Annotated in this window: 23 protein-coding genes; 13 read left to right on the top strand and 10 right to left on the bottom strand. The window is 52.2% G+C overall.

Going from position 1 to position 22,523, the window contains the following annotated elements; genetic code table 11:
* Window positions 1–32 precede the first annotated feature (32 nt).
* Genes INP78_RS05565 through INP78_RS05545 form a run of 5 tightly spaced genes read left to right on the top strand, consistent with a single transcriptional unit; the run spans window position 33 to window position 4,692 of the window.
* The gene (locus tag INP78_RS05565) at window positions 33–1,034 is read left to right on the top strand and encodes an SIS domain-containing protein (protein ID WP_194741222.1); all 1,002 of its coding nucleotides are present in this window, start codon (window positions 33–35) and stop codon (window positions 1,032–1,034) included.
* 25 nt (window positions 1,035–1,059) lie between these two features.
* Window positions 1,060–1,692 (top strand): LPS export ABC transporter periplasmic protein LptC, encoded by a 633-nt coding sequence (lptC, locus tag INP78_RS05560; RefSeq protein ID WP_194741221.1) that lies wholly within the window; start codon window positions 1,060–1,062, stop codon window positions 1,690–1,692.
* 31 nt (window positions 1,693–1,723) lie between these two features.
* Window positions 1,724–2,380 carry a lipopolysaccharide transport periplasmic protein LptA gene (gene lptA / locus INP78_RS05555; RefSeq protein WP_194741220.1) on the top strand — a complete coding sequence of 219 codons (657 nt, stop codon included), beginning with the start codon at window positions 1,724–1,726 and terminating at the stop codon, window positions 2,378–2,380.
* An 11-nt stretch (window positions 2,381–2,391) separates the two neighbouring features.
* A complete protein-coding gene (lptB, locus tag INP78_RS05550) occupies window positions 2,392–3,138 on the top strand; it encodes an LPS export ABC transporter ATP-binding protein (protein WP_194741219.1) in 747 nt (248 codons plus the stop codon).
* A 6-nt stretch (window positions 3,139–3,144) separates the two neighbouring features.
* Complete coding sequence (locus INP78_RS05545) at window positions 3,145–4,692, top strand: RNA polymerase factor sigma-54 (protein ID WP_194741218.1); 1,548 nt, start codon at window positions 3,145–3,147, stop codon at window positions 4,690–4,692.
* A gap of 59 nt (window positions 4,693–4,751) precedes the next feature.
* Here INP78_RS05545 and tyrS read toward each other — a convergent pair whose 3' ends face one another.
* Window positions 4,752–6,008, bottom strand: a complete 1,257-nt coding sequence (tyrS, locus tag INP78_RS05540; protein ID WP_228522693.1) for a tyrosine--tRNA ligase — start codon at window positions 6,006–6,008, stop codon at window positions 4,752–4,754.
* 121 nt (window positions 6,009–6,129) lie between these two features.
* Here tyrS and INP78_RS05535 point away from each other — a divergent pair, with 121 nt between their 5' ends.
* Window positions 6,130–7,257 (top strand): anhydro-N-acetylmuramic acid kinase, encoded by a 1,128-nt coding sequence (locus INP78_RS05535; RefSeq protein WP_194741217.1) that lies wholly within the window; start codon window positions 6,130–6,132, stop codon window positions 7,255–7,257.
* 167 nt (window positions 7,258–7,424) lie between these two features.
* Entirely contained in the window at window positions 7,425–8,714 is a 1,290-nt protein-coding gene (gene gltA / locus INP78_RS05530) for a citrate synthase (protein WP_194741216.1), read from the top strand.
* Between the two features lie 60 nt (window positions 8,715–8,774).
* Here gltA and speD read toward each other — a convergent pair whose 3' ends face one another.
* Window positions 8,775–9,146: an adenosylmethionine decarboxylase gene (gene speD, locus INP78_RS05525; RefSeq protein WP_194741215.1), complete on the bottom strand. Its 372-nt coding sequence runs from the start codon at window positions 9,144–9,146 to the stop codon at window positions 8,775–8,777.
* Window positions 9,147–9,272: 126 nt separating this feature from the next.
* On the opposite strand from speD, the gene INP78_RS05520 reads away from it, so the two are divergent.
* From INP78_RS05520 to INP78_RS05500, 5 genes are all read left to right on the top strand, one after another.
* The gene (locus INP78_RS05520; protein ID WP_194741214.1) at window positions 9,273–10,274 is read left to right on the top strand and encodes an SPFH domain-containing protein; all 1,002 of its coding nucleotides are present in this window, start codon (window positions 9,273–9,275) and stop codon (window positions 10,272–10,274) included.
* Window positions 10,275–10,349: 75 nt separating this feature from the next.
* On the top strand, window positions 10,350–12,248 hold the full coding sequence (locus INP78_RS05515; protein ID WP_194741213.1) for a DUF4178 domain-containing protein: 1,899 nt from the start codon (window positions 10,350–10,352) through the stop codon (window positions 12,246–12,248).
* Window positions 12,249–12,420: 172 nt separating this feature from the next.
* Window positions 12,421–12,636 carry a DUF350 domain-containing protein gene (locus tag INP78_RS05510; protein ID WP_194741212.1) on the top strand — a complete coding sequence of 72 codons (216 nt, stop codon included), beginning with the start codon at window positions 12,421–12,423 and terminating at the stop codon, window positions 12,634–12,636.
* Window positions 12,629–14,194 carry a polyamine aminopropyltransferase gene (locus INP78_RS05505; protein WP_228522692.1) on the top strand — a complete coding sequence of 522 codons (1,566 nt, stop codon included), beginning with the start codon at window positions 12,629–12,631 and terminating at the stop codon, window positions 14,192–14,194. The genes INP78_RS05510 and INP78_RS05505 overlap by 8 nt, the downstream gene beginning before the upstream one ends.
* Before the next feature lie 7 nt (window positions 14,195–14,201).
* Window positions 14,202–15,809 (top strand): FAD-dependent oxidoreductase, encoded by a 1,608-nt coding sequence (locus INP78_RS05500; RefSeq protein WP_194741211.1) that lies wholly within the window; start codon window positions 14,202–14,204, stop codon window positions 15,807–15,809.
* Window positions 15,810–15,855: 46 nt separating this feature from the next.
* On the opposite strand, the gene erpA is transcribed toward INP78_RS05500, so the two are convergent.
* From erpA to rplM, 6 genes are all read right to left on the bottom strand, one after another.
* Entirely contained in the window at window positions 15,856–16,212 is a 357-nt protein-coding gene (erpA, locus tag INP78_RS05495) for an iron-sulfur cluster insertion protein ErpA (RefSeq protein ID WP_019883715.1), read from the bottom strand.
* 52 nt (window positions 16,213–16,264) lie between these two features.
* Complete coding sequence (locus INP78_RS05490; protein WP_194741210.1) at window positions 16,265–16,657, bottom strand: polymer-forming cytoskeletal protein; 393 nt, start codon at window positions 16,655–16,657, stop codon at window positions 16,265–16,267.
* Between the two features lie 68 nt (window positions 16,658–16,725).
* Window positions 16,726–17,088 carry a hypothetical protein gene (locus tag INP78_RS05485; protein WP_194741209.1) on the bottom strand — a complete coding sequence of 121 codons (363 nt, stop codon included), beginning with the start codon at window positions 17,086–17,088 and terminating at the stop codon, window positions 16,726–16,728.
* Window positions 17,088–18,134, bottom strand: coding sequence for an N-acetyl-gamma-glutamyl-phosphate reductase (gene argC, locus INP78_RS05480; protein ID WP_194741208.1), 1,047 nt, complete (start codon window positions 18,132–18,134; stop codon window positions 17,088–17,090). Before argC ends, INP78_RS05485 begins: the two co-directional genes overlap by 1 nt.
* A gap of 118 nt (window positions 18,135–18,252) precedes the next feature.
* Window positions 18,253–18,645 carry a 30S ribosomal protein S9 gene (gene rpsI / locus INP78_RS05475; protein WP_194741207.1) on the bottom strand — a complete coding sequence of 131 codons (393 nt, stop codon included), beginning with the start codon at window positions 18,643–18,645 and terminating at the stop codon, window positions 18,253–18,255.
* Window positions 18,646–18,667: 22 nt separating this feature from the next.
* Entirely contained in the window at window positions 18,668–19,096 is a 429-nt protein-coding gene (rplM, locus tag INP78_RS05470; RefSeq protein WP_019883720.1) for a 50S ribosomal protein L13, read from the bottom strand.
* 427 nt (window positions 19,097–19,523) lie between these two features.
* On the opposite strand from rplM, the gene INP78_RS05465 reads away from it, so the two are divergent.
* Window positions 19,524–21,089: a FimV family protein gene (locus INP78_RS05465; RefSeq protein WP_228522691.1), complete on the top strand. Its 1,566-nt coding sequence runs from the start codon at window positions 19,524–19,526 to the stop codon at window positions 21,087–21,089.
* On the opposite strand, the gene ubiA is transcribed toward INP78_RS05465, so the two are convergent.
* On the bottom strand, window positions 21,072–21,944 hold the full coding sequence (ubiA, locus tag INP78_RS05460; RefSeq protein ID WP_194741206.1) for a 4-hydroxybenzoate octaprenyltransferase: 873 nt from the start codon (window positions 21,942–21,944) through the stop codon (window positions 21,072–21,074). The genes INP78_RS05465 and ubiA overlap by 18 nt on opposite strands.
* 22 nt (window positions 21,945–21,966) lie before the next feature.
* Window positions 21,967–22,521, bottom strand: a complete 555-nt coding sequence (locus INP78_RS05455) for a chorismate lyase (protein WP_194741205.1) — start codon at window positions 22,519–22,521, stop codon at window positions 21,967–21,969.
* Window positions 22,522–22,523: the final 2 nt, after the last annotated feature.

Here is a 22,523-nt window from a genome sequence, read left to right as displayed (position 1 = left end):
GCCGGGGGCGTCACTTGCTATACTAACCCGCCATGAACACAGCAAAATCAGGTGTCCACCTCGTGAAAAGTCCAGACATCGTGACGCGTGCACGAGGCATACTGCTGCACGAAGCAGATGAAATCCGCCAACTGGCAGACCGTATCGGCAGCGAGTTTGAAGCCGCGGTCAGCATGATTCTCACTTGTCGCGGCCGCATCGTCGTCACCGGCATGGGCAAATCAGGCCATATTGGCGGCAAAATTGCGGCCACCCTGGCCAGCACGGGCACACCTGCTTTTTTCATGCACCCTGCGGAGGCTAGCCATGGCGACCTGGGCATGATCACGGCTGAAGATGTTGTTATTGCACTCTCCAACTCAGGTGAAAGTGATGAAATCATCAATATTTTGCCGGCCATCCGCCGTATCGGCGCCCGCATCCTGAGCATTACTGGTAGCGAAGACTCCACCTTGTCGCGTGAGTCAGAAGTGCATTTAAGTGCCGCCGTCAGTCACGAAGCCTGCCCGCTGGGGCTAGCACCCACTGCCAGCACCACGGCTGCGCTAGCGTTGGGCGATGCATTGGCCCTTTGCGTGCTTGATTTGCGCGAATTCACTGCCGAGGACTTTGCGCGGTCACATCCAGGCGGCAGTCTGGGCAGACGACTACTGGTACGCATTAAAGATGTCATGCGCACGGGTGATGCCATTCCAGCCATCAGCGAGCATGGCACCGTACAGGAAGCCATTGCACAGATATCGAGCAAGGGCATGGGCTTTACGGCGATTGTGGATAGCGCACAACACCCGATCGGCGTGTTTACCGACGGTGACTTGCGCCGCCTGTTTATGCAAGGCGACACCGATACGCAACAATCAATCAAAACCGTGATGAATACGCAGCCCCGTTTATTGGGCATGCAACAAATGGCGGTTGAAGCAGTCAACCTGATGGAACAATATAAAATTAATGGGTTTATGGCAGTGAACGAGCAACAGCAACTGGTGGGCGCATTTAACATGCACGATTTACTCAAGGCAAAAATCGTTTAGGCTGACTAGTACCTGGAACTCCCGCATGCTTAAACACCCGATATTATTGCCGATTGCACTCATGCTGTTTTTAGCGCTACTGACGTTCTGGATTAACCAGACCGTACAGGAGCAGGCTCTGAGCTTGAGCCGATTGAGTCGTCATGACCCGGATTACATGCTGTATAACTTTGTCAGTACGCGCACCGACGCCACCGGCAAGACTAAATACGTGCTGGCAGCCGCAGAAATGCGCCATTTTCCGGATAACGACTACACCGAATTACAACGCCCGCGCTTCACCCAGTTTGGGCAGGATAAACCTTATACGCAAATTCATGGCCAGCATGGCAAAGTCTCGGCCAATGGTAAACTGGTCGAATTTAGCCAGCAGGTCAAGGTGATACGCCAGGGCACGCTGGACAAACCTGAAATGCAGTTGCAAACCGAGCATTTAACGCTGGAGCCGGATACAGACCTCGCATACACCGATTTGCCGGTCACCATCCGCCAACTCCCGGCGACGGTGATTACAGGGACCGGTATGCGTTTTGATAACAAGGCAGGCACCATGCAATTATTTAACCGGGTGCATGTACATTACGTACGCCCACCCGCCGTCGCCAAAACTGCACGCCCGGCAGCGAAGGCCAAAACAGGTAATCACCAACATAGGTAATCACAAGGGTCGTTGATTCTGGAGAAATGAGTTGAACACGCACAAGCCATTATTTTTTGCCACCTGCTTGACCTTATGGGCACTGCTACAGTGGTCAACCAGCGTGCTGGCTGAAGAGTCTGACCGTGACCAGCCAATTGAGCTGGAAGCCGACACGGTGACGGTGAACGATGCCAAAAAAATCAGCATTTACACTGGCAATGTGATCCTTAACCAGGGCACGCTGCAAATCAAGGCAGACAAAATGATCGTGCGTGAAGACCAGGATGGCTTTCAGCACAGCACCTGCACCGGCAACCCGACCACCTTCAAACAAAAACGTACCGGCAAAGACGAGTGGATGCAAGGTAGCGGTCAGCGCATTGAATACAACGCCCGCATGGACAAGGTCCAGCTCTACACCAACGCCTGGGTCAAACGCGGCGAAGACGTCGTCACCGGCGACTACATCAGCTACGACGCCAATGCAGAATATGCCGAAGTCATCGGCGGCACCAAAGCCAACCCGAATGGCACGGCTGGCAGCCGCGTCAAGGCGACCATCCAGCCCAAAAACAAAACCACGCCACCTGTGATTGATAACAAGCCAACCTCGCAGCAAGGACTGCGCATGAATCGCTCACTGCAAATCAAAGTGGAACCGGCCCCTGCCGACACCAATAGTGAGCCCGCGAAAGCGCAACCGTAAAGACTGGCCTTATGCAAACAACCGCTCCATCAGATCATAACCATTTACACGTCAGCCGCCTGAAGAAGGCCTATCAGGGCCGCACGGTCGTGAAAAACACCACGCTGGAGTTACGCAGTGGCGAAGTGATTGGCCTGCTAGGCCCCAATGGTGCGGGCAAAACCACCAGTTTTTACATGATTGTAGGCCTGGTGGCACTCGACGATGGTGAGATCACGCTCAATGGCGCCGATGTCAGCCGCGCGCCCATGCACGAGCGCGCCCGCATGGGCCTGGCCTACCTGCCACAAGAGGCGTCTATTTTTCGCAAAATGTCCGTTACCGACAACATCCTGTCGATCCTGGAAACCCGCCCTTACAACGAAGAGGAGCGCGAAGCACGGCTAGAGTCATTGCTGGATCAATTGCATATCCAGCATATCCGCCACAGCCAGGCGGTGAGCCTGTCAGGCGGTGAGCGCCGCCGTGTGGAAATCGCACGATGCCTGGCCACAGACCCGAAATTTATCCTGCTGGATGAACCGTTTGCCGGGATTGACCCGATTGCGGTGATTGAGATTCAAAAAATCATCCGCTACCTGAGTAGCCAGAATATTGGTATTTTGATCACAGACCACAACGTGCGTGAAACCCTGGATATTTGTGACCGGGCGTATATCGTCAATGAGGGCGCGGTGTTTGCCGCTGGCACGCCAGACGAAATCATTCAGAACGAAGGCGTACGTGAGGTCTATCTGGGCAAAAATTTTAGGCTGTAACCCGTTATGAAGCAAAACCTGCAATTACGTATTTCGCAAAATCTGGCGCTGACGCCGCAATTGCAGCAGTCTATCCGTCTGCTGCAATTATCCACGCTTGAGCTGAGCCAGGAACTGGAAACCATCCTGCAGGAAAACCCGCTGCTGGAAATGGCCGATGGTGAAGAAGGCGAGTTTGAAGATAACGCCCCTACCGCAACCGGGGCAACAGAATCTGAGCTGCCTGATGCAAGTTCGTTTGATGTCGCGACGCAGACAGAAATTACCGCGCCAGCAGAGACCTTGCGCGAAGAGTTGCACGAAGAACTCGGCGGTAACGAAGGCGAACAAGCTAACCTGAGCGAAGAATTTTCACCGCCCGAGTTTGAAGACGACTACGAAGAGTTTGGCAGCACCAGCAACTGGGATGAAGCTGGCCGCAACAACCTCGATGATGAAGATAGCGATTTCTCACGCCAGGATGCCAGTAACATCAGCCTGCGCGAACACCTGATGAACCAGATTCAGCTGGCCCACCTGTCACAACGCGACATGAGCCTGGTGAAACTGTTGCTGGACAGCATTAATGACGACGGCTACCTGGAGCAAGACCTGCAGGAAGTGGTCGACAACCTGCCACTGGAGCTGGAAGTTGAATTACTGGAACTGGAAACTGCGCTCAAACTGATCCAGAACCTGGACCCGATTGGCGTCGGTGCAAGAGACCTGCGCGAATGCGTATTACTGCAACTGCAAGTACTGCCCGCAGATACGCCTTATTTGCGTACCGCCATCGCTATTGCCAAAGACCACCTGGCCTTGCTGGCCAACAAGGACTTTGTCAAACTACGCAAATTGCTCAGTTGCGACGAAACTGCCCTGAAAGGTGCGCAGCAACTGATTCGCCAGCAAAACCCGAAACCCGGCAACGAGTTTGCCAGCTTTAGCCATGACCACTTTATCCAGCACGATGTCGTGGTCAAAAAAATCAAAGGCATCTGGATGGCCTCGCTCAATGACGGCGTGATCCCCAAGCTGCGCATCAACCAGCTCTATGCGGATATTCTCAAGCGCAACCGTGAAAGCTCAGGGCAATACCTGCAAAGCCAGATGCAGGAAGCAAAATGGATGATCAAGAATATCCAGCAGCGCTTTTCGACCATCCTGCGCGTGTCACAGGCGATTGTAGACAGGCAACGCAACTTTTTTGAGCATGGCGAAATTGCCATGCGCCCTTTGGTATTGCGCGAAATTGCCGAAGAGCTGGATCTGCACGAAAGTACGGTTTCACGCGTCACCACACATAAGTACATGCTCACACCGCGCGGTGTGTTTGAGTTGAAATATTTCTTCGGCAGCTCGGTAGCGACCGATGCCGGCGGCTCTTGTTCAGCGACTGCGATTCGCGCCCTGATCAAGCAAATGGTGGCCGAAGAAAACCCGAAAAAACCGCTGTCTGATAATCAGATCACCGACACCCTGGCGCAACAAGGCATTGTGGTTGCGCGCCGAACCATCGCCAAATACCGTGAATCACTGAATATTCCACCCGCTAATTTACGCAAATCGTTATAAACAAAAAAGGCCGCACATGCGGCCTTTTTCATGGGTGGCTAACGCTTTTACTTGCGCTTTTACTTGATGGTGATTTTGGCAAACTTGCGTTTGCCCACCTGCGCCACCACGGTCGCTCCTTTGGCAACCGGCAAGTTCTTGTCGTCGACCTTCACGCTATCCAGCTTCACTCCGCCTTGCTGCACCGCACGCATGGCTTCACTGGTACTTTCCACCAGGCCTGCCTGTTTGAGCAACTGGCTGATGCCTATGCTATCACCGTCGATGCTCACCTCTACCTCAGGCACATCGTCAGGAATCCCGCCTTTGGCGCGCGTCTGAAAGTCTTGCAGGGCTTTTTCAGCCGCGGCTTGGCCGTGAAAGCGGGCAACGATTTCCTGCGCGAACCCAACCTTGATATTGCGCGGATTGTCGCCACCAGCTACTTGCGCCTTCCACTCAGCAATGGTTTCCAGGCTAGCAAACGATAGCAGGTCGATGTAACGCCACATCAGTTCATCAGAAATTGACATGATTTTGGCAAAAATAGTCTCAGGCGCTTCACTGATACCAATGTAGTTGCCCAAAGACTTGGACATCTTGTTGACGCCATCCAGGCCTTCAAGCAATGGCATCATCAATACGCATTGTTGTGACTGCCCCGCCTGCTTTTGCAACTCACGACCCATGAGCAGGTTAAACTTCTGGTCCGTACCACCCAGTTCCAAATCTGCCTGCAACGCGACAGAGTCATAGCCTTGCAACAAAGGATACAAAAACTCATGAATCGCAATCGGCTGGTTGCCTTTGAAGCGTTTGGAGAAATCATCACGCTCCAGCATACGGGCCACCGTGTGGCTGGCTGCCAGCTTGATCATGCCTGCCGCTCCCAGGTCGCTTAACCACTTGGAGTTAAACACAATTTCGGTTTTGGCCGGATCCAAAACCTTGAACACCTGTTCAGAATAGGTATCGGCATTGGCTTTGACCTGTTCAACGGTTAACGGTGGGCGCGTGGTACTTTTGCCGGTCGGGTCACCGATCATGCCGGTAAAATCACCAATCAGAAACAAAATCTGGTGCCCCAGATCCTGCAACTGGCGCAATTTGTTAATCAGCACGGTGTGACCCAAATGCAAGTCTGGTGCGGTCGGGTCAAACCCGGCTTTCACACGCAAAGGCTTGCCGGTTTTCAGCTTTTCAATCAGCTCTTGCTCAATTAACAACTCATCGGCACCGCGTTTGATAATCGCCAGCGCATTTACAATGTCTGGACTCAGGGCTTCAGCCGCCGTTGAGGCCTGGTTTACCGTTGAAGCTTGGTTTACGTCTGTCATAAAGATTCTTTTTTTTGAGGCGCGCGTTGCGCACGCTTCGTCACGAAAGTAAAACGGCTATTTTAACGTAATCCCAGGCATTTCTGTAAGCAAGGCATGAGCAGTGTTACACTTATGCCTTATGAATTTTTCTGCCCCGCCCACTCAAACACGCCTGTTTATCGGCCTGATGTCTGGTACCAGTCTGGATGGGGTGGATGCAGTGCTGGTCGAACAACAAGGCGGCCATCTGCAACAACGAAGCCAGTTTTTCCTGCCTTACCCAGCAGAGATCAGGCAACTGCTGCTGGATTTGCATACACCAGCAGTCAACGAACTACATACTGCAGCCATCGCCTCTAACCAGTTGGCCGACCTCTACGCCACCGCCGTCCAGGGGTTGTTGCAAGCCGCCAAAGTATCCGCAGAGGCCGTGACGGCCATTGGCTGCCATGGGCAAACCATACGCCACTGCCCCGATTTAGCGCACGGCCAGGCCTATACTTTGCAATTGGGCAATCATGCGCGCCTGGCGGAGCGCACGGGCATCCCCGTGGTCGGCGACTTCCGCAGCCGCGACATTGCCGCTGGCGGACAAGGTGCGCCTTTGGTGCCAGCCTTTCACCAGGCAATCTTTGCCGCACCTGATACCCATCGCGTGATCTTGAATATTGGCGGCATTGCCAACCTGAGTGATTTACCTATAAGTGGCAGCGTGACCGGGTTTGATTCCGGCCCCGGCAACTTGCTCATGGATGCCTGGACCCTGCAACACACCAGCCAGACGTATGATGCCGGAGGTGCCTGGGCCGTGCGCGGCAGCGTCAATCAAGCCTTACTGGACGCATTGCTCGCCGAGCCGTATTTTGCGCTCCCCATCCCCAAAAGCACCGGACGTGATCTGTTTAACCAAACCTGGCTTAACGCACACCTGCAAGCCCATGCGGATACACCTCAGAATGTCGCCCGCACGCTGCTGGAATTAACCGCTGTGACCATTGCCCAGGCTTTAAAGCAACATTGTAGCGGTGCCACCGAGATTTATGCCTGTGGCGGCGGTGCGCATAACCTTGCCCTGATAGACCGGCTGCAAATCCTATGCGGACTGCCGGTGCAACGCACCGACGTACTCGGCATTGGGGTCGACTGGGTGGAAGCCGTTGCCTTTGCCTGGCTGGCGCAACGCTGCCTGGATCACCAACCCGGCAACCTGCCCGCCGTTACCGGCGCAGCAGGGCCACGAGTGTTAGGTGCAATTTACCCAAATTAAACCAAAGACACCCTAAAGCAGTGCGAATGCACTCAACGTTTGATTTAAACTGGTGCAGGATTGAAGACGATTTTTTAACTTTTCCATGCTCATTTCTGCACAAGCGCCCATATTCAAAAACGATTGCGTATAATTTAGACAACCTAGACTTAAAGACAGAGTACGTTATGGCTACCAAAGCGACCATTACATTTGACAACGACAGTGCTGCAATTGAATTACCCGTCTTAAAAGGCTCTTTAGGCACAGATGTGATCGACATCCGCAGCCTGGGCAAACACGGCTACTTCACCTTTGACCCCGGCTTTATGTCTACCGCCTCTTGTAACTCGGGCATCACTTTTATCGATGGTGAACAAGGCCTGCTGTATTACCGTGGCTACCCGATCGAGCAACTGGCAGAAAACTGTGACTTCCTCGAAGTCTCATACCTGCTGCTCAATGGCGAATTGCCAGACCTGCAACAGCGTGAAGAGTTTGTCGGCACCATCCGCCAGCACACCATGCTGCACGACCAGATGAGCAATGTATTCCGCGGTTTCCGCCGTGATGCCCACCCGATGGCCGTCATGATTGCCGTCGTCGGCGCCATGGCAGCGTTTTACCCCGACAATAACAACGTGGCAGACCCGGAATCGCGCAAAGTAGCCGCCATGCGCCTGCTGGCCAAGGTGCCGACGATCGCCGCCTGGAGCTACAAATACAATATCGGTGAGCCATTCATGTACCCCAAAAACAAATTGGGTTACGCTGAAAACTTCATGCACATGATGTTCGCCACCCCATGCGAAGAATATGTGCCTAACCCTATCCTGGCCCGTGCGTTTGAACGCATCCTGATCCTGCATGCAGATCACGAACAAAACGCCTCGACCTCGACTGTGCGTCTGGTTGGCTCCAGCGGCGCCAACCCGTTTGCCTGTATCGCGGCGGGGATTGCCTCCTTATGGGGCCCGTCACACGGTGGCGCCAACGAGGCCACACTGAATATGCTGGAAGAAATCGGCGATGTCAGCCGCATTGGTGAGTTCATCAAGCGCGCCAAAGACAAAACCGACAGCTTCCGCCTCATGGGCTTTGGCCACCGCGTTTATCGCAACATGGACCCACGCGCCTCCATCATGCGTAAAACCTGTCACGAAGTATTAAACGAACTGGGCCTGCACGATGACCCGATGTTCAAACTGGCGATGGAACTGGAAAAAATCGCACTGGAAGATGAATACTTCGTCTCACGCAAACTGTATCCAAACGTCGACTTCTACAGCGGCATCGTGATGCGTGCGATGGGCATCCCCAACTCCATGTTTACCGCCATTTTTGCCCTGGCGCGTACCGCAGGCTGGATTTCACAATGGTGCGAAATGAATGCAGACCCCGACCAGAAAATCGGCCGCCCGCGCCAGTTGTATGTCGGTTCAGAGAGAAGAGAGTTTGTGCCGCTGCATCAGCGCTAACAGCACTGTATTACCCAATAAAAAACGCCGGAGATACCGGCGTTTTTTATTTCAATCCATCTACTCACGTGGCAACTCAATCCGTTGCACCCGCTGCGGGCGATACGCCTCGATCAACGTCTCAAAAACCTGTTTCGCTTTGTCAGAGTTATCAGCTGTGTAGTTACACACAAAGACATCAAGCGTCACATACCCAGACTCAGGCCAGGTATGTATGGCCAAATGCGACTCAGCCAGCACCAGCGCACCAGTGACCCCCAGCCCCTCACCAAAATCGTGAAAGCTTTCGCCAACCAAGGTTAAACCGGCATCTTTCACCGCCTGTCGGCAGAGGTTTTTGCAGGCAGGCAGACTAGTCATCACACTCACCCCCGCTTCAACACCATGCAAATTGGCGATCAAATGCAGGCCACTATGCGCTAATCTTTTCATATGCTAACGGATGCAATACATCTATCACGATTTTGAAGTATATTAACAATAATTGGTCGATTGGCATTGTATAGTAATTTGCGTTCTGACCATGGCCATCCTAATAAAAACAAACAGGGAGCAGCAGTGGGTATATTCGATTTCGTAAAAAAACAATTCGTTGATGTTATCCAATGGACGGAAGACAGTAATGGCATACTTGCCTACCGTTATCCCATGATGGATATGGAAATTCAATATGGCGCACAATTAACAGTGCGTGACTCGCAAAGCGTGTTACTCATAGACGAAGGACAAATTGCCGACAATTTTGGTCCTGGTTTACATACGCTGAACACCCAGAACCTGCCGGTACTCACCAACCTCAAACACTGGGACAAGCTGTTTGAATCCCCCTTCAAATCGGATGTTCTGTTTTTTAGCAACCGTTTACAACTTGACCGCAAATGGGGCACCTCCAACCCGATCACCTTGCGTGACCCGGAATTTGGCATGGTCAGGTTACGTGCGTTTGGCATGTATAGTTATCGCCTGACCAATCCCACACTGTTTTACAAAGAGGTTTGCGGCACACGGGCTGAATATACCGCAGACGAGCTGGATGGACAGTTGCGCCACCTGATCATTGCCGAGCTGACCCAGATATTCGCCAATAGCAAGTTACCTTTTATTGACATGGCCGCCAATCAGCATGCCTTAGCGACCCTGCTCACGACCCAAATGTCTCCATTGTTTGCACGCTATGGCCTAACGCTGGATAACCTGGTGGTCGAAAACATTTCACTGCCTGAAGAACTGCAAACCATCCTAGATAAACGCATCAGCATGAATGTCGTCGGTGATTTAAGCAAATTTAGTCAGTTTCAGGTCGCCGAATCCATTCCTCTCGCAGCACAAAATGAGGCAGGCGTTGCCGGAGCAGGCGCCGGTATGGGCGCAGGCATGGCCATGGCACAAACAATGGCAAATCACTTGTCGACAGCAACCACACCTGCCGCCTCGCAACCTATCGCTGCAGATGATATCGTGTCCACGCTGGAAAAACTGCATGCGCTTGTCGGCAAAGGCATTTTGACCCAGGCTGAATTCGATAGCAAAAAAGCCGAGTTGCTGAGCAAGCTCAACTAGGCGCAATCTGCTGTGATCCGTTATAGCCAATGTCCCGCCTGCGGGGCAAAAGTACAGTTTCGTGCAGGCAGTTCCTTGCTGGTTATCTGCGAACATTGTCGCAGTACCCTGTTACGCCAAGACCAGGACGTTGAAAACCTAGGCAAAATGGCGGAGTTATTGCCTGACAATACCTTATTGCAGATCGGCTCCAGCGGTTACCATCTGCAAGCGCATTTTAGCGTCATTGGCCGCGTACAGTTCCAACATGCCTGCGGTGTGTGGAACGAGTGGCACGTGCTGTTTGACTCAGGAAAAACAGGTTGGCTCTCCGAGTCATCCGGCGCCTATATCATGAGCTTTGAGGCCGACAAAAGCGCTGTGCCAGACCTGCCATTGTCACGTTACCAGCCTGAATTAAGTGTACCCATCCAGGGCAAACGGCTCACGGTAACGCGGATTGAGCAAGCGGATTGTATTGCTGGCCAGGGCGAATTACCTAAAGCACTGATCACCGGAAAAACCAGTCACTTTGTAGAACTAAGTGATGCACAAACCTATGCCACTCTAGAGTTTAGCGGAGAGCAAGCACCCACTCTGTTCATAGGCATGCCCGTCGCCCTTGAGCACTTGCACCTTGCTCATTTGCGTGACATGGAGATGGCTGGCATCAAAACACCAACACGCCAGTTACAATGCCCGCAATGTGGCGGCAGCCTGTCTATACGCCTACAAAACATACAAACCGTCACCTGCCCGCATTGCACGGCTGTGCTGGATGCCGGCCACAGCCAGGTGGCCACATTACTCAAATATCAAAAGAAACTAAAACTATTAGGTAGCCCTACACTCCCGCTGGGCAGTGTAGGGCATTTTGAGCAGGCCGCGTTTACGGTGACCGGCTATCTCCAACGCTCAACCAGGGCATACGGCACACTCTTCTCATGGGAAGAATATTTACTACATCATTCTGGTTATGGTTTTCGCTGGCTGGTGTGCAGCCAGGGACACTGGAATATCCTCAAACCCTTACTGAACGCCCCCAAACTCAATGCACGATATAGCCGTGGCCCCGAAGCCCTGCACGCAGGCAATACGTACCAGCACTTTGCCAAATACAAAAGCAAGGTGGAGATCGTCGCGGGCGAATTTTACTGGCAGGTACAACTGGGGGACACAGCAACCATTGAAGACTTTATTGCTCCGCCCTACCTATTAAGCAAAGAACTACAAGGTAAAGAAATCAACTGGAGTCAGGGCGAATACCTGACCCCGGAGCAAGTTGCATCCGCATTCAAAACACCACTAAACCTGCCGAAAACGCAGGGGGTCTTTGCCAACCAACCCAATCCTTATGGCCAATCGGTGTCAGCCTGGCGCAACGCTACCTTGCTGTTTATGGTCGCGGCCATTTTCATCCAGCTTGAATTTGTCATGCACGCACGCCAACAAGTAGTGTTTAGCACATCCATGCAAATCGCAAACAACCCGTCGGATGACTGGTCTGGCTCTTATGGGCGCTACAACACGGTGACAAGCGAAGTCGAAAGTGATCCGTTTTATATATTCCCAACCAAACAAAATGTCATCATTGAGCTGGATGGTGCCCTGAGTAATAGCTGGCTGTATTCGACTGTGCGTCTGATTGGCCTGGAGAGTGGCCTGACCTATTCAGCCAACCGTGAAATAAGCGATTACTCAGGTTATGACGGCGGCGAATACTGGCGTGAAAATGACAGTCATGCAGAAATCATTTTCAGTGCTGTGCCTAAAGGCAAATACCAACTGCAAATTGAAGCGGAAAGTGATGGTAGCGGAGACATCCAGACTCGGGGCAAATTTCAATCCGTACGCATCATTTCAGACGTCCCTCTCTGGGGAAATTTCTGGACCTTGGTCATCTTCCTGCTCATTGGGCCTGCCCTCTTTTATCATTACAGAACGCAATTTGAACATCGGCGCTGGGCTGACAGTGATCACCCTCTGAATGGATAACCGGACACCCTTATGTGGCTAAAAATATATAAACTCAGTGCTGTATTGGCAATCGCCTATTTTTGCAAACTACAGTACTACGGCGAACCTTTATGGACAAGCAGCGACTCTGTGCGCGTCAACAAAGGCAGCTCCCACGAATCGCAACACAAATAAGCTGAAAGGAATTGCGTTGAACACTCTACTCTTCACCAACTTGCAGAACTCCATCATTTTTTCACTGCTGGGGGTCATTATTTTCTGGCTATGCTTTGTTGTGCTGGACAAAATCACCCCTTATGATTTGTGGCGAGAGGTGGTTGAAAAAAACAACTTATCCCTGGCGATTATTGTCGCCGCCATGTGCCTGGGAATTGCCCTGATTATTGCAGCAGCTATCCATGGTTAATCCTGCAGGTCCATCGCACCGGCCCGGCAATCCCGACCGGGCGATGCGGCAGGCGCTCTTTGCGTCTGTGTTTATTATTGCCAGTTGTGGCTTGGTATATGAACTGGTTGCAGGCACATTATCCAGTTATTTACTCGGCGACTCCGTCACCCAGTTTTCGACCGTAATCGGCGTTTACCTGTTTGCCATGGGCGCAGGTTCCTGGGCTTCCAAATACATCACCAGCGCACTGGTGAGGCGGTTTATTGAGCTGGAGCTACTGGTCGCGATTAGCGGCGGCTTTTCGGCCGCCCTGTTGTTTCTGGCATTTGCACAAATAGGCTATAACGGCAATGTCGCTTTTCAGGCCGTGCTATACCTGCTGGTATTTATTATTGGCATGCTGGTCGGCCTGGAAATCCCCTTAGTAATGCGCATATTGGAGCAATCGCTGTCATTAAAGGAGCTGGTCTCCCGTGTCCTGACCTTTGACTATCTTGGCGCACTCGCCGTCTCACTGGCGTTTCCACTGTTACTGGTCCCACACCTGGGCCTGATGCGCACCAGCCTGGTCTTTGGACTCTTGAATGTATTAGTCGCCCTGTGGGCCATTCACTTGTTCCGCGAACAATTGCAACGGCCACGGCTGCTGCTATGGCAATGCCTGCTCGTTGGCTTGAGCTTAATTGCCGGACTGTTATTTGCAGAACACCTCACCCGTTACAGCGAGGAAATGCTGTTTGAAGACCGGGTCATTTTTTCAAAAACTACACGCTATCAGCGCATTGTGCTCACACAATGGCACGATGACACCCGGCTGTTTCTCAATGGCAACTTGCAATTCTCTTCACGCGATGAATATCGCTATCACGAAGCGCTGGTGCATCCTGCACTCAGCGCAATCAAGCAGCCACGCAACGTACTTGTCCTGGGTGGCGGCGATGGGCTGGCATTGCGCGAAATATTAAAGTATCCCACGATAGAGCACGTGACACTGGTGGATCTGGACCGTGAAATGACGGATATATTCAAACATAATATCCGCCTCAGCCAGCTCAATGCACACGCATTTTCTTCGCCAAAAGTCAGTGTTGTGACGGCGGATGCGTTCGTCTGGCTGGATCAACAAAAAGATTTCTTTGATTTTATTGTCGTGGACTTTCCTGACCCGACCAACTTTGCCTTAGGCAAACTCTATAGCAGCAGTTTCTATCAACTGGTTGCAGCGCATTTATCCCAGCACGGGCTGGCAGTGATCCAATCAACTTCACCGCTGTATGCACGCCAGTCCTACTGGTGCATCGTTAATACCATCCAGAGCGTGGGCTTGCTCACCAGCCCCTACCATACGCTGGTTCCTTCCTTTGGTGAGTGGGGATATGTGATTGCCAGTCATCAACCTTATCATCCCCCGCAGCAAATAGCGGTGAGCGGGTTGCGTTTTATGACGCCCGAAACATTAACCACACTGTTCCAATTTCCGCTGGATATGCAGGCAGTGCCAGCCGAGGTGAACCGCCTGAACAACCAGAAACTGGTGCATTACTACGAGCAGGAGTGGCATCACCAAGGGCCGTGACTGACGAATGGATAGACGTACATTTCTGCTGGGTCTGGCTCTCAGCCCGGCCCTGATGCATTGCCAACGCAGCACACCAACACAGTTTGGCGGAACATTGCTGGGCCCCAATCATATGGCCGGACATCAACTCAGACAGGCAGACTTCCCGGCCTTCTCGAGCACACAGCGGACCAAGGTAGCGATTGTCGGTGCCGGCGTCAGCGGCATGGCTGCCGGGTGGTATTTGCAAAAACACCAGATGGATGATGTTGCGCTACTAGAGCTCGAGGCTGAGGTAGGCGGTAACGCGCGCAGTGGTAAAAATACAATAAGCGCCTACCCCTGGGGGGCACATTACCTGCCGTTGCCCAACCATGACAACGTGCTACTCAAGCAGTTTCTTGCCGAAACGGGGGCGATCACCGCCAATGTAGACAGCCACCGCCCGCTATACCAAGAACGCTACTTATGCTTTGCACCACAAGAACGCTTGTTTATTCATGGTCAATGGCAAGAAGGCTTACGCCCGGATCACGGACTCGGCCACCGCGAGCGTGCAGAAATACAAGCGTTTGAAAAACAAATGCAGGTGTTCAGGGAGGCCACTGGTCGCGATAACAAACCGGCGTTTACTATCCCACTGGCAGCCTCCTCGCATGACCCTCAGTTCACCATGCTGGATAGCATCACAATGGCAGAATATCTGCATGGCCAGGGATGGCACAGCGCACCCTTGCACTGGTACGTGAATTACGCCTGCCGTGATGATTACGGCATGCCTCATACCAGCATTTCTGCCTGGGCAGGCATACATTACTTTGCCTCAAGGCGCGGACAAGCGGCCAATGCCGACACAGACCAGGTGCTCACCTGGCCACAAGGCAATGCATGGCTAACGCAGCAACTGGCCAACCCGCAACAGGACGCCATACATACCCGTCAACTGGTCCATGCTATTCAACTCGAAGCCCATCACGTGACAGTAGACGTCTATGACCTGACCACACAACAAACCACGCGCTGGATTGCGGACCATGTTATCTATGCGTCTCCGCTACATACCCTGCCTTATGTATTGCGTAATGACCCCAGCCTCACACAAGCAGCACAGACAATCAGACATGCGCCATGGCTAGTCGCTAATCTCAGTATCAACCAGCCGGATCAACTGAACGGCAACTTGCCGTTGGCCTGGGACAATGTGTTATATGACAGCGCTGGACTGGGCTATGTTGTCGCCAATCATCAAGACACACAACGCTATCATGACCAGTTAGTGCTCACTTACTACCGGGCATTGGCACATAGTGATGAACACCAGGCCCGCCAACAGTTATATGCAGGGACATGGACGTCTTTGCAAACCAGTATTGTGCAAGACTTGCAAAAAGCACACCCTGAGCTATCGCAACACATCCTGAATATGGACATCTGGCGCTGGGGACACGCCATGACTTACCCTCAACCCGGCTTTCTGACCAATCAAGCGCGCCAGTTACTGAATCACACGCACCCGCAATTACACATTGCGCATACAGATGCTGCCGGGATATCTATTTTTGAAGAGGCCTTTGCCCAAGGCGTGAGGGCCGCTAAAAACATCTTGGGCAAGAACAATCACTCGACCACATAAACAAAAAGCCGGGATTCACCCGGCTTTTGTTTTGTTCATATACGACTTATACCGAGAACGAACTACCGCAACCGCAAGTCGTGGTGGCATTCGGGTTACGAATTACGAACTGTGAACCTTGCAGGCTGTCGGTGTAATCAATTTCGGCACCGGCCAGGTATTGCAAGCTCATCGGGTCGATCAGCAACGTCACGCCGTCTTTATCCACTTGCGTATCATCGTCGTTCACTTCTTCTTCAAAAGTAAAACCGTACTGGAAACCTGAGCAGCCACCGCCACTCACAAACACGCGCAGTTTCAGGTCAGGGGTGCCTTCTTCGTCAATCAGCTCTTTGACTTTTTTGGCGGCGTTATCGGTGAATACCAGCGGTACTGGCATTTCTAGGGTAGCTTCTGCGGTCATCATAGACTCCTGTCAAATTCTCAATAACAATATGGCGACGAAAAATTTAATTTCAAGTCGCCTCTGGTTCGGCAGTTTCTGCCTGCTCGCCCAGGTAAATCAGTTTTCCTTCAATCACTGCACCGGTGTGCATTTCCAGTGACTTGTAATACAAGTCACCCACAATCCGTGCCTTGCTTTGCAATTCGATAAACACAGAGGATCTGACCGGGCCGCGTATCATGCCATTCAAAACTATTTTAGAAGCTTCTACCGCGCCTGTCACCGCCCCGTTTTCACTAATGATCAAAGTGCTGGGGTGTTCACGTTTTTCAATCACATTGCCGGCAATCAAACCATCGACTCTCAAGCCTCCGGCAAACTGCATATTGCCATTGATTTGTGTCTCATGGCCAATCAGGGTATCAATGTGGCTATCGATTTGAACGCTTTTTTTGAAAAACATGCTACTTCCTGTTCCGAATTATCTTAAATGGCGATGTCCATTAAGCATCAGCCATATCATGCAGCCTGCTAACGCTTGGTCATATTCTTGTAAAACACCAATTCTTCTTTCAGTTTGATGCTTTCATCCTGCTGCGCTGTGAGCGTCTTGGCCAGGTTATTACTGGTGGCCAGCTCTACTTGCAACTCACGCTGCGAGGCAATCAGTTTTTTCTGTAATTCAATATTTTCGGTGGTCACTTGACGCAAACGCTGGCGTATATGCTCACCATCATCATCATGCACCACCCAGTAGGCCAATGCAAAACCAATCAGGACATAAGAAACCGCCAGCATGCTTTGAAAATACCAGGGCCTGTGCGAGCGTACTGCCACCTGCTTGGCGGTCAGGCCAAAATGGTTTCTCAGTCTTCTGCGTATCGGCCGGATCATTATGGCAACAACGGCAGCACTTGCAAACCGGCATCCGGCGCCAGGTTAAACATCAAATTCATATTCTGCACGGCTTGGCCAGAAGCACCTTTAACCAGGTTGTCCTGCACGACAACGATTGTGACATAATCGCCCGCTTGTGGGTATAGTGCCATCCGCAAAACGTTAGCACCGCGGACTGAGCGTGTTTCAGGCAGTGAGCCTGCAGGCATCACATCGACAAACGTAGCGCCCTGATAACGTTGCTCATAGACTTGTTGCAACGCCTGTTGCTTGCCTTGTGCGTTAAGTTTGACATGTAAAGTGGTCAGCATGCCACGAATCATCGGAATCAAATGCGGGACGAATATGAGGTTGACCACTTCGCTACCGGACAGTTTCTTTAACTGGGCCAGAATTTCGGGATGGTGCCTGTGGCCAGCCACACCGTAGGCTTTCAGGTTATCACTGGACTCTGAGAACAAGGTGCCCACTTCGGCTTTTCTACCAGCACCGGAGACGCCGGATTTGGCATCTGCAATAATAGGCACAGAGAAATCAATCCAGCCGTTTTCCAGTAGCGGTGCGAGGCCAAGCAATACCGTCGTCGGATAGCAACCAGGATTACCAATGACTTGTGCCTGCTGCACATCAGCGGCATACAGCTCAGGCAAACCATACACGGCCTCTTTCAGCACGTCCGTACAGCTATGCGGTAACTTGTACCACTTTTCGAACTCAACGGCATCTTGCAGACGGAAATCCGCCGCCAGATCAATCACTTTCACACCTGCCGCCACCAGCGCAGGCGTTTGCGCCATCGCGACACCATGTGGCGTTGCAAAAAAGACCACATTGCATTGGGTTAAATCGACCGTGGCCGGATCGCTGAACTTTAAGTCCACAACACCACGCAAGCTGGGAAACATATCGGCGACCGGCAACCCGGCCTCACCCCTGGAGGTAATCACTTGTAATTGCACATTAGGATGCCTTGCCAGCAAACGCAGCAACTCAACACCGGTATAACCCGTTCCACCTACAATGCCAACTTTGATTTTTTCCATATCTTTAAACCAGATGCGCGTTCAACAACGACTCATGCATAAAAGGTTAAACAATATAAATGAAAAAGGCCGCCAATGCGACCTTTTTGCACAACAGGTTTGTAACAAACGTTGGAAATTAACGTTTGGAGAACTGTTTACGACGACGCGCTTTACGCAGGCCGACTTTCTTACGTTCAACTTCACGTGCATCACGTGTCACGAAACCAGCGTGAGACAATGCGCTCTTCAAAGCTGCATCGTAGTCAATCAACGCACGGGTAATGCCATGACGCACTGCACCCGCTTGACCGGATTCACCACCACCATGCACATTCACCAGAATATCAAAGCTGGCTGTGTTGTTAGTCAATTCCAGTGGTTGACGCAAAATCATGCGAGAAGTCTCGCGTGAGAAGTAAACGTCAACTGGCTTGTCGTTGACCACGATGTTGCCACTGCCGGACTTCAGGAACACACGTGCCACTGAACTTTTGCGGCGGCCGGTGCCGTAGTTGTATTTACCGATCATGTTTTATCCTAATCGTCTTAAATTAGATGGTTAATGGTTGCGGTTGTTGCGCAATGTGCTCGTGCTTGTCGCCCGCATACACTTTCATTTTCTTGATCATGGCATAGCCCAAAGGACCTTTTGGCAACATGCCTTTCACAGCTTTCTCCAACGCGCGACCTGGGAAACGATCTTGCATTTTTGAGAATGAAGTTGTAGTGATACCGCCTGGGTAACCGGAGTGACGGTGGTACAACTTGTCGCCAGCCTTGTTACCGGTTACTTTAATTTTGTCCGCATTGACTACGATGATGTAGTCGCCAGTATCCACGTGTGGTGTGTAAATAGCTTTATGCTTACCACGCAGGCGATGAGCGATTGCGCTGGCCAAACGACCCAATACCAAGTCAGTGGCGTCGATCACGAACCAGTCACGTTGTACTTCATGCGATTTTGCTGAAAAAGTTTTCATTTTATAACTACCGAGTTATAGCGTATAAATTAAGAGGGCGGATTATAAGTCAGCTTGAGAAAGGTTGTCAACGAATTATTCTAAAATAATCGTAACCCGCCTGATGGCATCAGGTTGCTGACTAAGGCAAGCAATTTTGTGGCTTTTTTGCCATCAATTATGCAAATTACCTGACATAAAACGTGCTTTTATCACAAACAAGCCTTGTTTTTTCAAGGATAATTGCAACTGGGTGCTATATTAGCTCAAGTTTTGACTTTCTGCACCCGTTTACTTGTTGCGACTGAACTGATTTAAGCCATCGCCATTTAACTAAACAGCAGCACCGACACTAAAAATAATTTTGATACTTTCGGGCATATACAAAGCTAAACCATATATTCACGCTGCCAGCTGGCGAGGGCTTTGCGCTTCCCTGCTGTTTGCGTTGACGCCCTTGCTGCAAGCTGCAGAGTTCGGCGCACTGACCATTGAGTCTGCGCCAGGCCAGCCACTGCTGGCACAACTGCCGCTGAATCAGGTGCAGGCCAACACTGACATCAGCTGCTTCAGCCTGAGCCAATCTTCCAAACAAGCCTCAGCAGATTCCAACCCAGTCCACCTGGAGTACACCACACTGGGTAGCCAACAGGGCGTTTTAATGCTGTGGTCTGATGCCGCCATTGCCAGCCCCCTGACGCTGACACTCACGGATCGCTGCCAGCACTCGCGACAAATTGTCACTATTCACCCCGACAATACCGTCGCCATCGCCATGGCAGCTGTGCCGCCGCCTGTCAGCAACACAACGCCTGAGCCGGTGGCCACTCAACCAGAAGCCGTAGCATTACCGCCCGCGCCACCAGCTATCCCGGTGGAGGCCTATACCGCACTGCAAGCGCAAATCAATGATTTGCAGCACAACTTCAAACAACTACAAACCAAGTCTGATGTATTGTATGCCAGCAACCTGGCGCAAGCAGATATCCTGGCGACGCTGAAAACCCAGCTGATCCACCTGCAAAACGAAAACCATTTATTGCGCACCTTGGTCATCGCCCTGGGGCTGGCGCTGATTGCCAGCGGTTTTTTCTTTGCTGACTGGTTACGCCGCCACGCCGCCGTACCCAAAGTGATGAAGTCGCGCCGCGGCTCCAAGCAAAGTGATGCGCCATCCATACCGACCGAGGGTACATCCGGCCCGGCAACGCGCCCATTAAGCGGCAAATCTTTTTCCGCCACTGTATTGCCAACGCAGCAGACGAGTGACGCCAACCGCCTGCATACGCCAACACAACCGCCAACACCGACCAAAACAAGCAGCCGGTTAAAATCGGTGCCCATGCATGCCAACGATGATGCGGTGATGCCACACGGCGTACCGCAGAAAGTGAGCTCACAGCAAAGCACCCAGACAGTGATGCAAGATGCCTCACGCCTGTTTACACATGGCCGGGTGAATCAGGCGATTGATCATTTGCAGCAGCATTTGGCCAAGCACCCGAAATCCTCGCCCTGGATGTGGCTGTATTTGCTGGATTTGTTATCTAAAGAAGGCAAGCAGCAAGAGTTTGATATTGTGGCTGGTGAATGTCGCAAGCATTTCAACCTCAACGTGGAGCATGCGCCGGACTTGAAGCAGCAAGGCATTGAATCGTTCCCGCGCGTGATGAAGGCTTTACAGCAGGCTTGGGGCACACCGCAGGTGATTGCCTTGATTGATGACTTGGTTTACAACACGCGACTGGTGCCACGCATGGGCTTTGAGCGCAGCGTGTTTGAAGACCTGATGCTATTGAAGGAAATTGCCTGCCAGACACAAAACCTGCCTGCAGTACCGCCAGCGCCAAAAACGACTGACCATGAAGAACCGATCAATGGTAATTTGCGCGAATTGCAGCAACTGTCAGAAGATCTTTATATTCTGGCACCAGTTGAACACACACCGTTCCAATACTGGACAGACTTCACCTTTGAGCTGGATGAGCCTTCAACATTACGCAAGTCCGCCTAATCCATAACTGACTGCTAGCCCGGCAGTTAATGCCGCACCGATCCAGAAATTCTCCAGAAACGCCTTGAAACAATCGCCGGGTTGCCGGTGACGAATCAGCCTATATTGCCGCCATAACTGCACAGCCGCCGCGCCCCAGCCCAGCCAGAACGGCCAGCCCAGCGCAAGTATATGCGCAACATAGGCCAATATCAGCAGCATGACGGCAAAGCACGCCATAATCGCCAGCACATCAAAACGGCCGAAGGTGATGGCCGACGAGCGGATGCCTATTTTGAGGTCATCTTCACGGTCGACCATGGCATAAGCCGTGTCATAAGCTACCGACCAGCAGACGTTAGCCAGCAATAGCCACCAGGCGACCGTAGGCACCTGCCCCTGCAAGGCAACAAAGGTCATCGGGATGCCAAAGCCGAAGGCAATGCCTAGATAGGCTTGTGGAATCGCAAAAAAGCGCTTGGTGTAAGGATAACTGACGGCGAGAAACAGCGCAGGCACAGACCATAACACGACCTGCCAGCCCAGCGTACACACCAGCACAAACGCCAGCAACGATAACCCCGCTGCGACCAGGTAGGCTTCCTTGACAGAGATTTCCCCTGTCGCCAGCGGCCGCTGATGGGTGCGCGCCACGGCGCCGTCCCAATGTCGGTCGGCAATATCATTCAATGCACATCCGGCTGAACGCATCAGTATCGTGCCCAGCACAAACACGCACACCACCCACCATTGCGGCCGCCCCTGTCCGGCAATCAGCAGCCCCCACAGGGTAGGCCATAACAGCAGCCAGATGCCGATAGGCTTGTCCAGCCGCGTCAGCCGGTAATAAGCATGCCATTGGGCGAGTGATCGCATAAAAAAGGATTCCTGATAAGGATTAACGAACAGATGGCCGGGCGCAGGATGGCAAAAACACTTCCGTGACCAGCAAGCGATAATGCCGCAGACAAAACAATGAGCGCCTAGCCCATAGCCGCTGTGACGTTTTCACGCAGGCATGACGGCAAAAAGCCTGGTGCAGCGGGTGCGCAGGTGACAGCTTGCGGTAGTATAATCGGCCACGCTGCACACTGGCATTGGCAAACAGCGCCGCACCCAACGGCACACGCCCAATCTTGCGCAACTGGCACCATGCCCCTCGCAGATCCTTGCGGGCAATGACGCTGTGCGCAAACACCTGCGGCTGTCCCTCGCCCATCAGCATGACTTCGCGCACCCAGGCATGGGTAGCCGCTGGCAATCTTAATAATACCCGTTCGTCGATATTCGGCTTGCGCCAGCCTTGCGACAATACCTGCACAGCAAAATCGGGATATTGTTTTTTTAAGCGCGCCGTTAATGACCCGCGCTCCTGCAACCACGGACGCAAAGGCGTGTGGCCGACAACGTGGGCTTGCCAGCCAGAGTCTTGCCTGTCCTGAACACGATGCATGG

The sequence above is a fragment of the Methylophilus sp. 14 genome (assembly GCF_015354345.1).
Classification (GTDB): Bacteria; Pseudomonadota; Gammaproteobacteria; order Burkholderiales; family Methylophilaceae; genus Methylophilus.
Note: the sequence above shows the minus strand (reverse complement) of the source record. Positions and strands in the feature narration are given on the sequence as shown.

Coding starts and splice junctions, on each gene's coding strand:
- tyrS (WP_228522693.1), bottom strand. CDS start 6,008: ATGACAGACGTAAACCAAGCTTCAACGGTAAACCAGGCCTCAACGGCG.
- lptC (WP_194741221.1), top strand. CDS start 1,060: ATGCTTAAACACCCGATATTATTGCCGATTGCACTCATGCTGTTTTTA.
- INP78_RS05545 (WP_194741218.1), top strand. CDS start 3,145: ATGAAGCAAAACCTGCAATTACGTATTTCGCAAAATCTGGCGCTGACG.
- INP78_RS05505 (WP_228522692.1), top strand. CDS start 12,629: ATGGTTAATCCTGCAGGTCCATCGCACCGGCCCGGCAATCCCGACCGG.
- ubiA (WP_194741206.1), bottom strand. CDS start 21,944: ATGCGATCACTCGCCCAATGGCATGCTTATTACCGGCTGACGCGGCTG.
- INP78_RS05500 (WP_194741211.1), top strand. CDS start 14,202: ATGGATAGACGTACATTTCTGCTGGGTCTGGCTCTCAGCCCGGCCCTG.
- lptB (WP_194741219.1), top strand. CDS start 2,392: ATGCAAACAACCGCTCCATCAGATCATAACCATTTACACGTCAGCCGC.
- INP78_RS05490 (WP_194741210.1), bottom strand. CDS start 16,657: ATGTTTTTCAAAAAAAGCGTTCAAATCGATAGCCACATTGATACCCTG.
- erpA (WP_019883715.1), bottom strand. CDS start 16,212: ATGACCGCAGAAGCTACCCTAGAAATGCCAGTACCGCTGGTATTCACC.
- INP78_RS05455 (WP_194741205.1), bottom strand. CDS start 22,521: ATGCATCGTGTTCAGGACAGGCAAGACTCTGGCTGGCAAGCCCACGTT.
- rplM (WP_019883720.1), bottom strand. CDS start 19,096: ATGAAAACTTTTTCAGCAAAATCGCATGAAGTACAACGTGACTGGTTC.
- INP78_RS05565 (WP_194741222.1), top strand. CDS start 33: ATGAACACAGCAAAATCAGGTGTCCACCTCGTGAAAAGTCCAGACATC.
- INP78_RS05535 (WP_194741217.1), top strand. CDS start 6,130: ATGAATTTTTCTGCCCCGCCCACTCAAACACGCCTGTTTATCGGCCTG.
- speD (WP_194741215.1), bottom strand. CDS start 9,146: ATGAAAAGATTAGCGCATAGTGGCCTGCATTTGATCGCCAATTTGCAT.
- INP78_RS05485 (WP_194741209.1), bottom strand. CDS start 17,088: ATGATCCGGCCGATACGCAGAAGACTGAGAAACCATTTTGGCCTGACC.
- gltA (WP_194741216.1), top strand. CDS start 7,425: ATGGCTACCAAAGCGACCATTACATTTGACAACGACAGTGCTGCAATT.
- argC (WP_194741208.1), bottom strand. CDS start 18,134: ATGGAAAAAATCAAAGTTGGCATTGTAGGTGGAACGGGTTATACCGGT.
- rpsI (WP_194741207.1), bottom strand. CDS start 18,645: ATGATCGGTAAATACAACTACGGCACCGGCCGCCGCAAAAGTTCAGTG.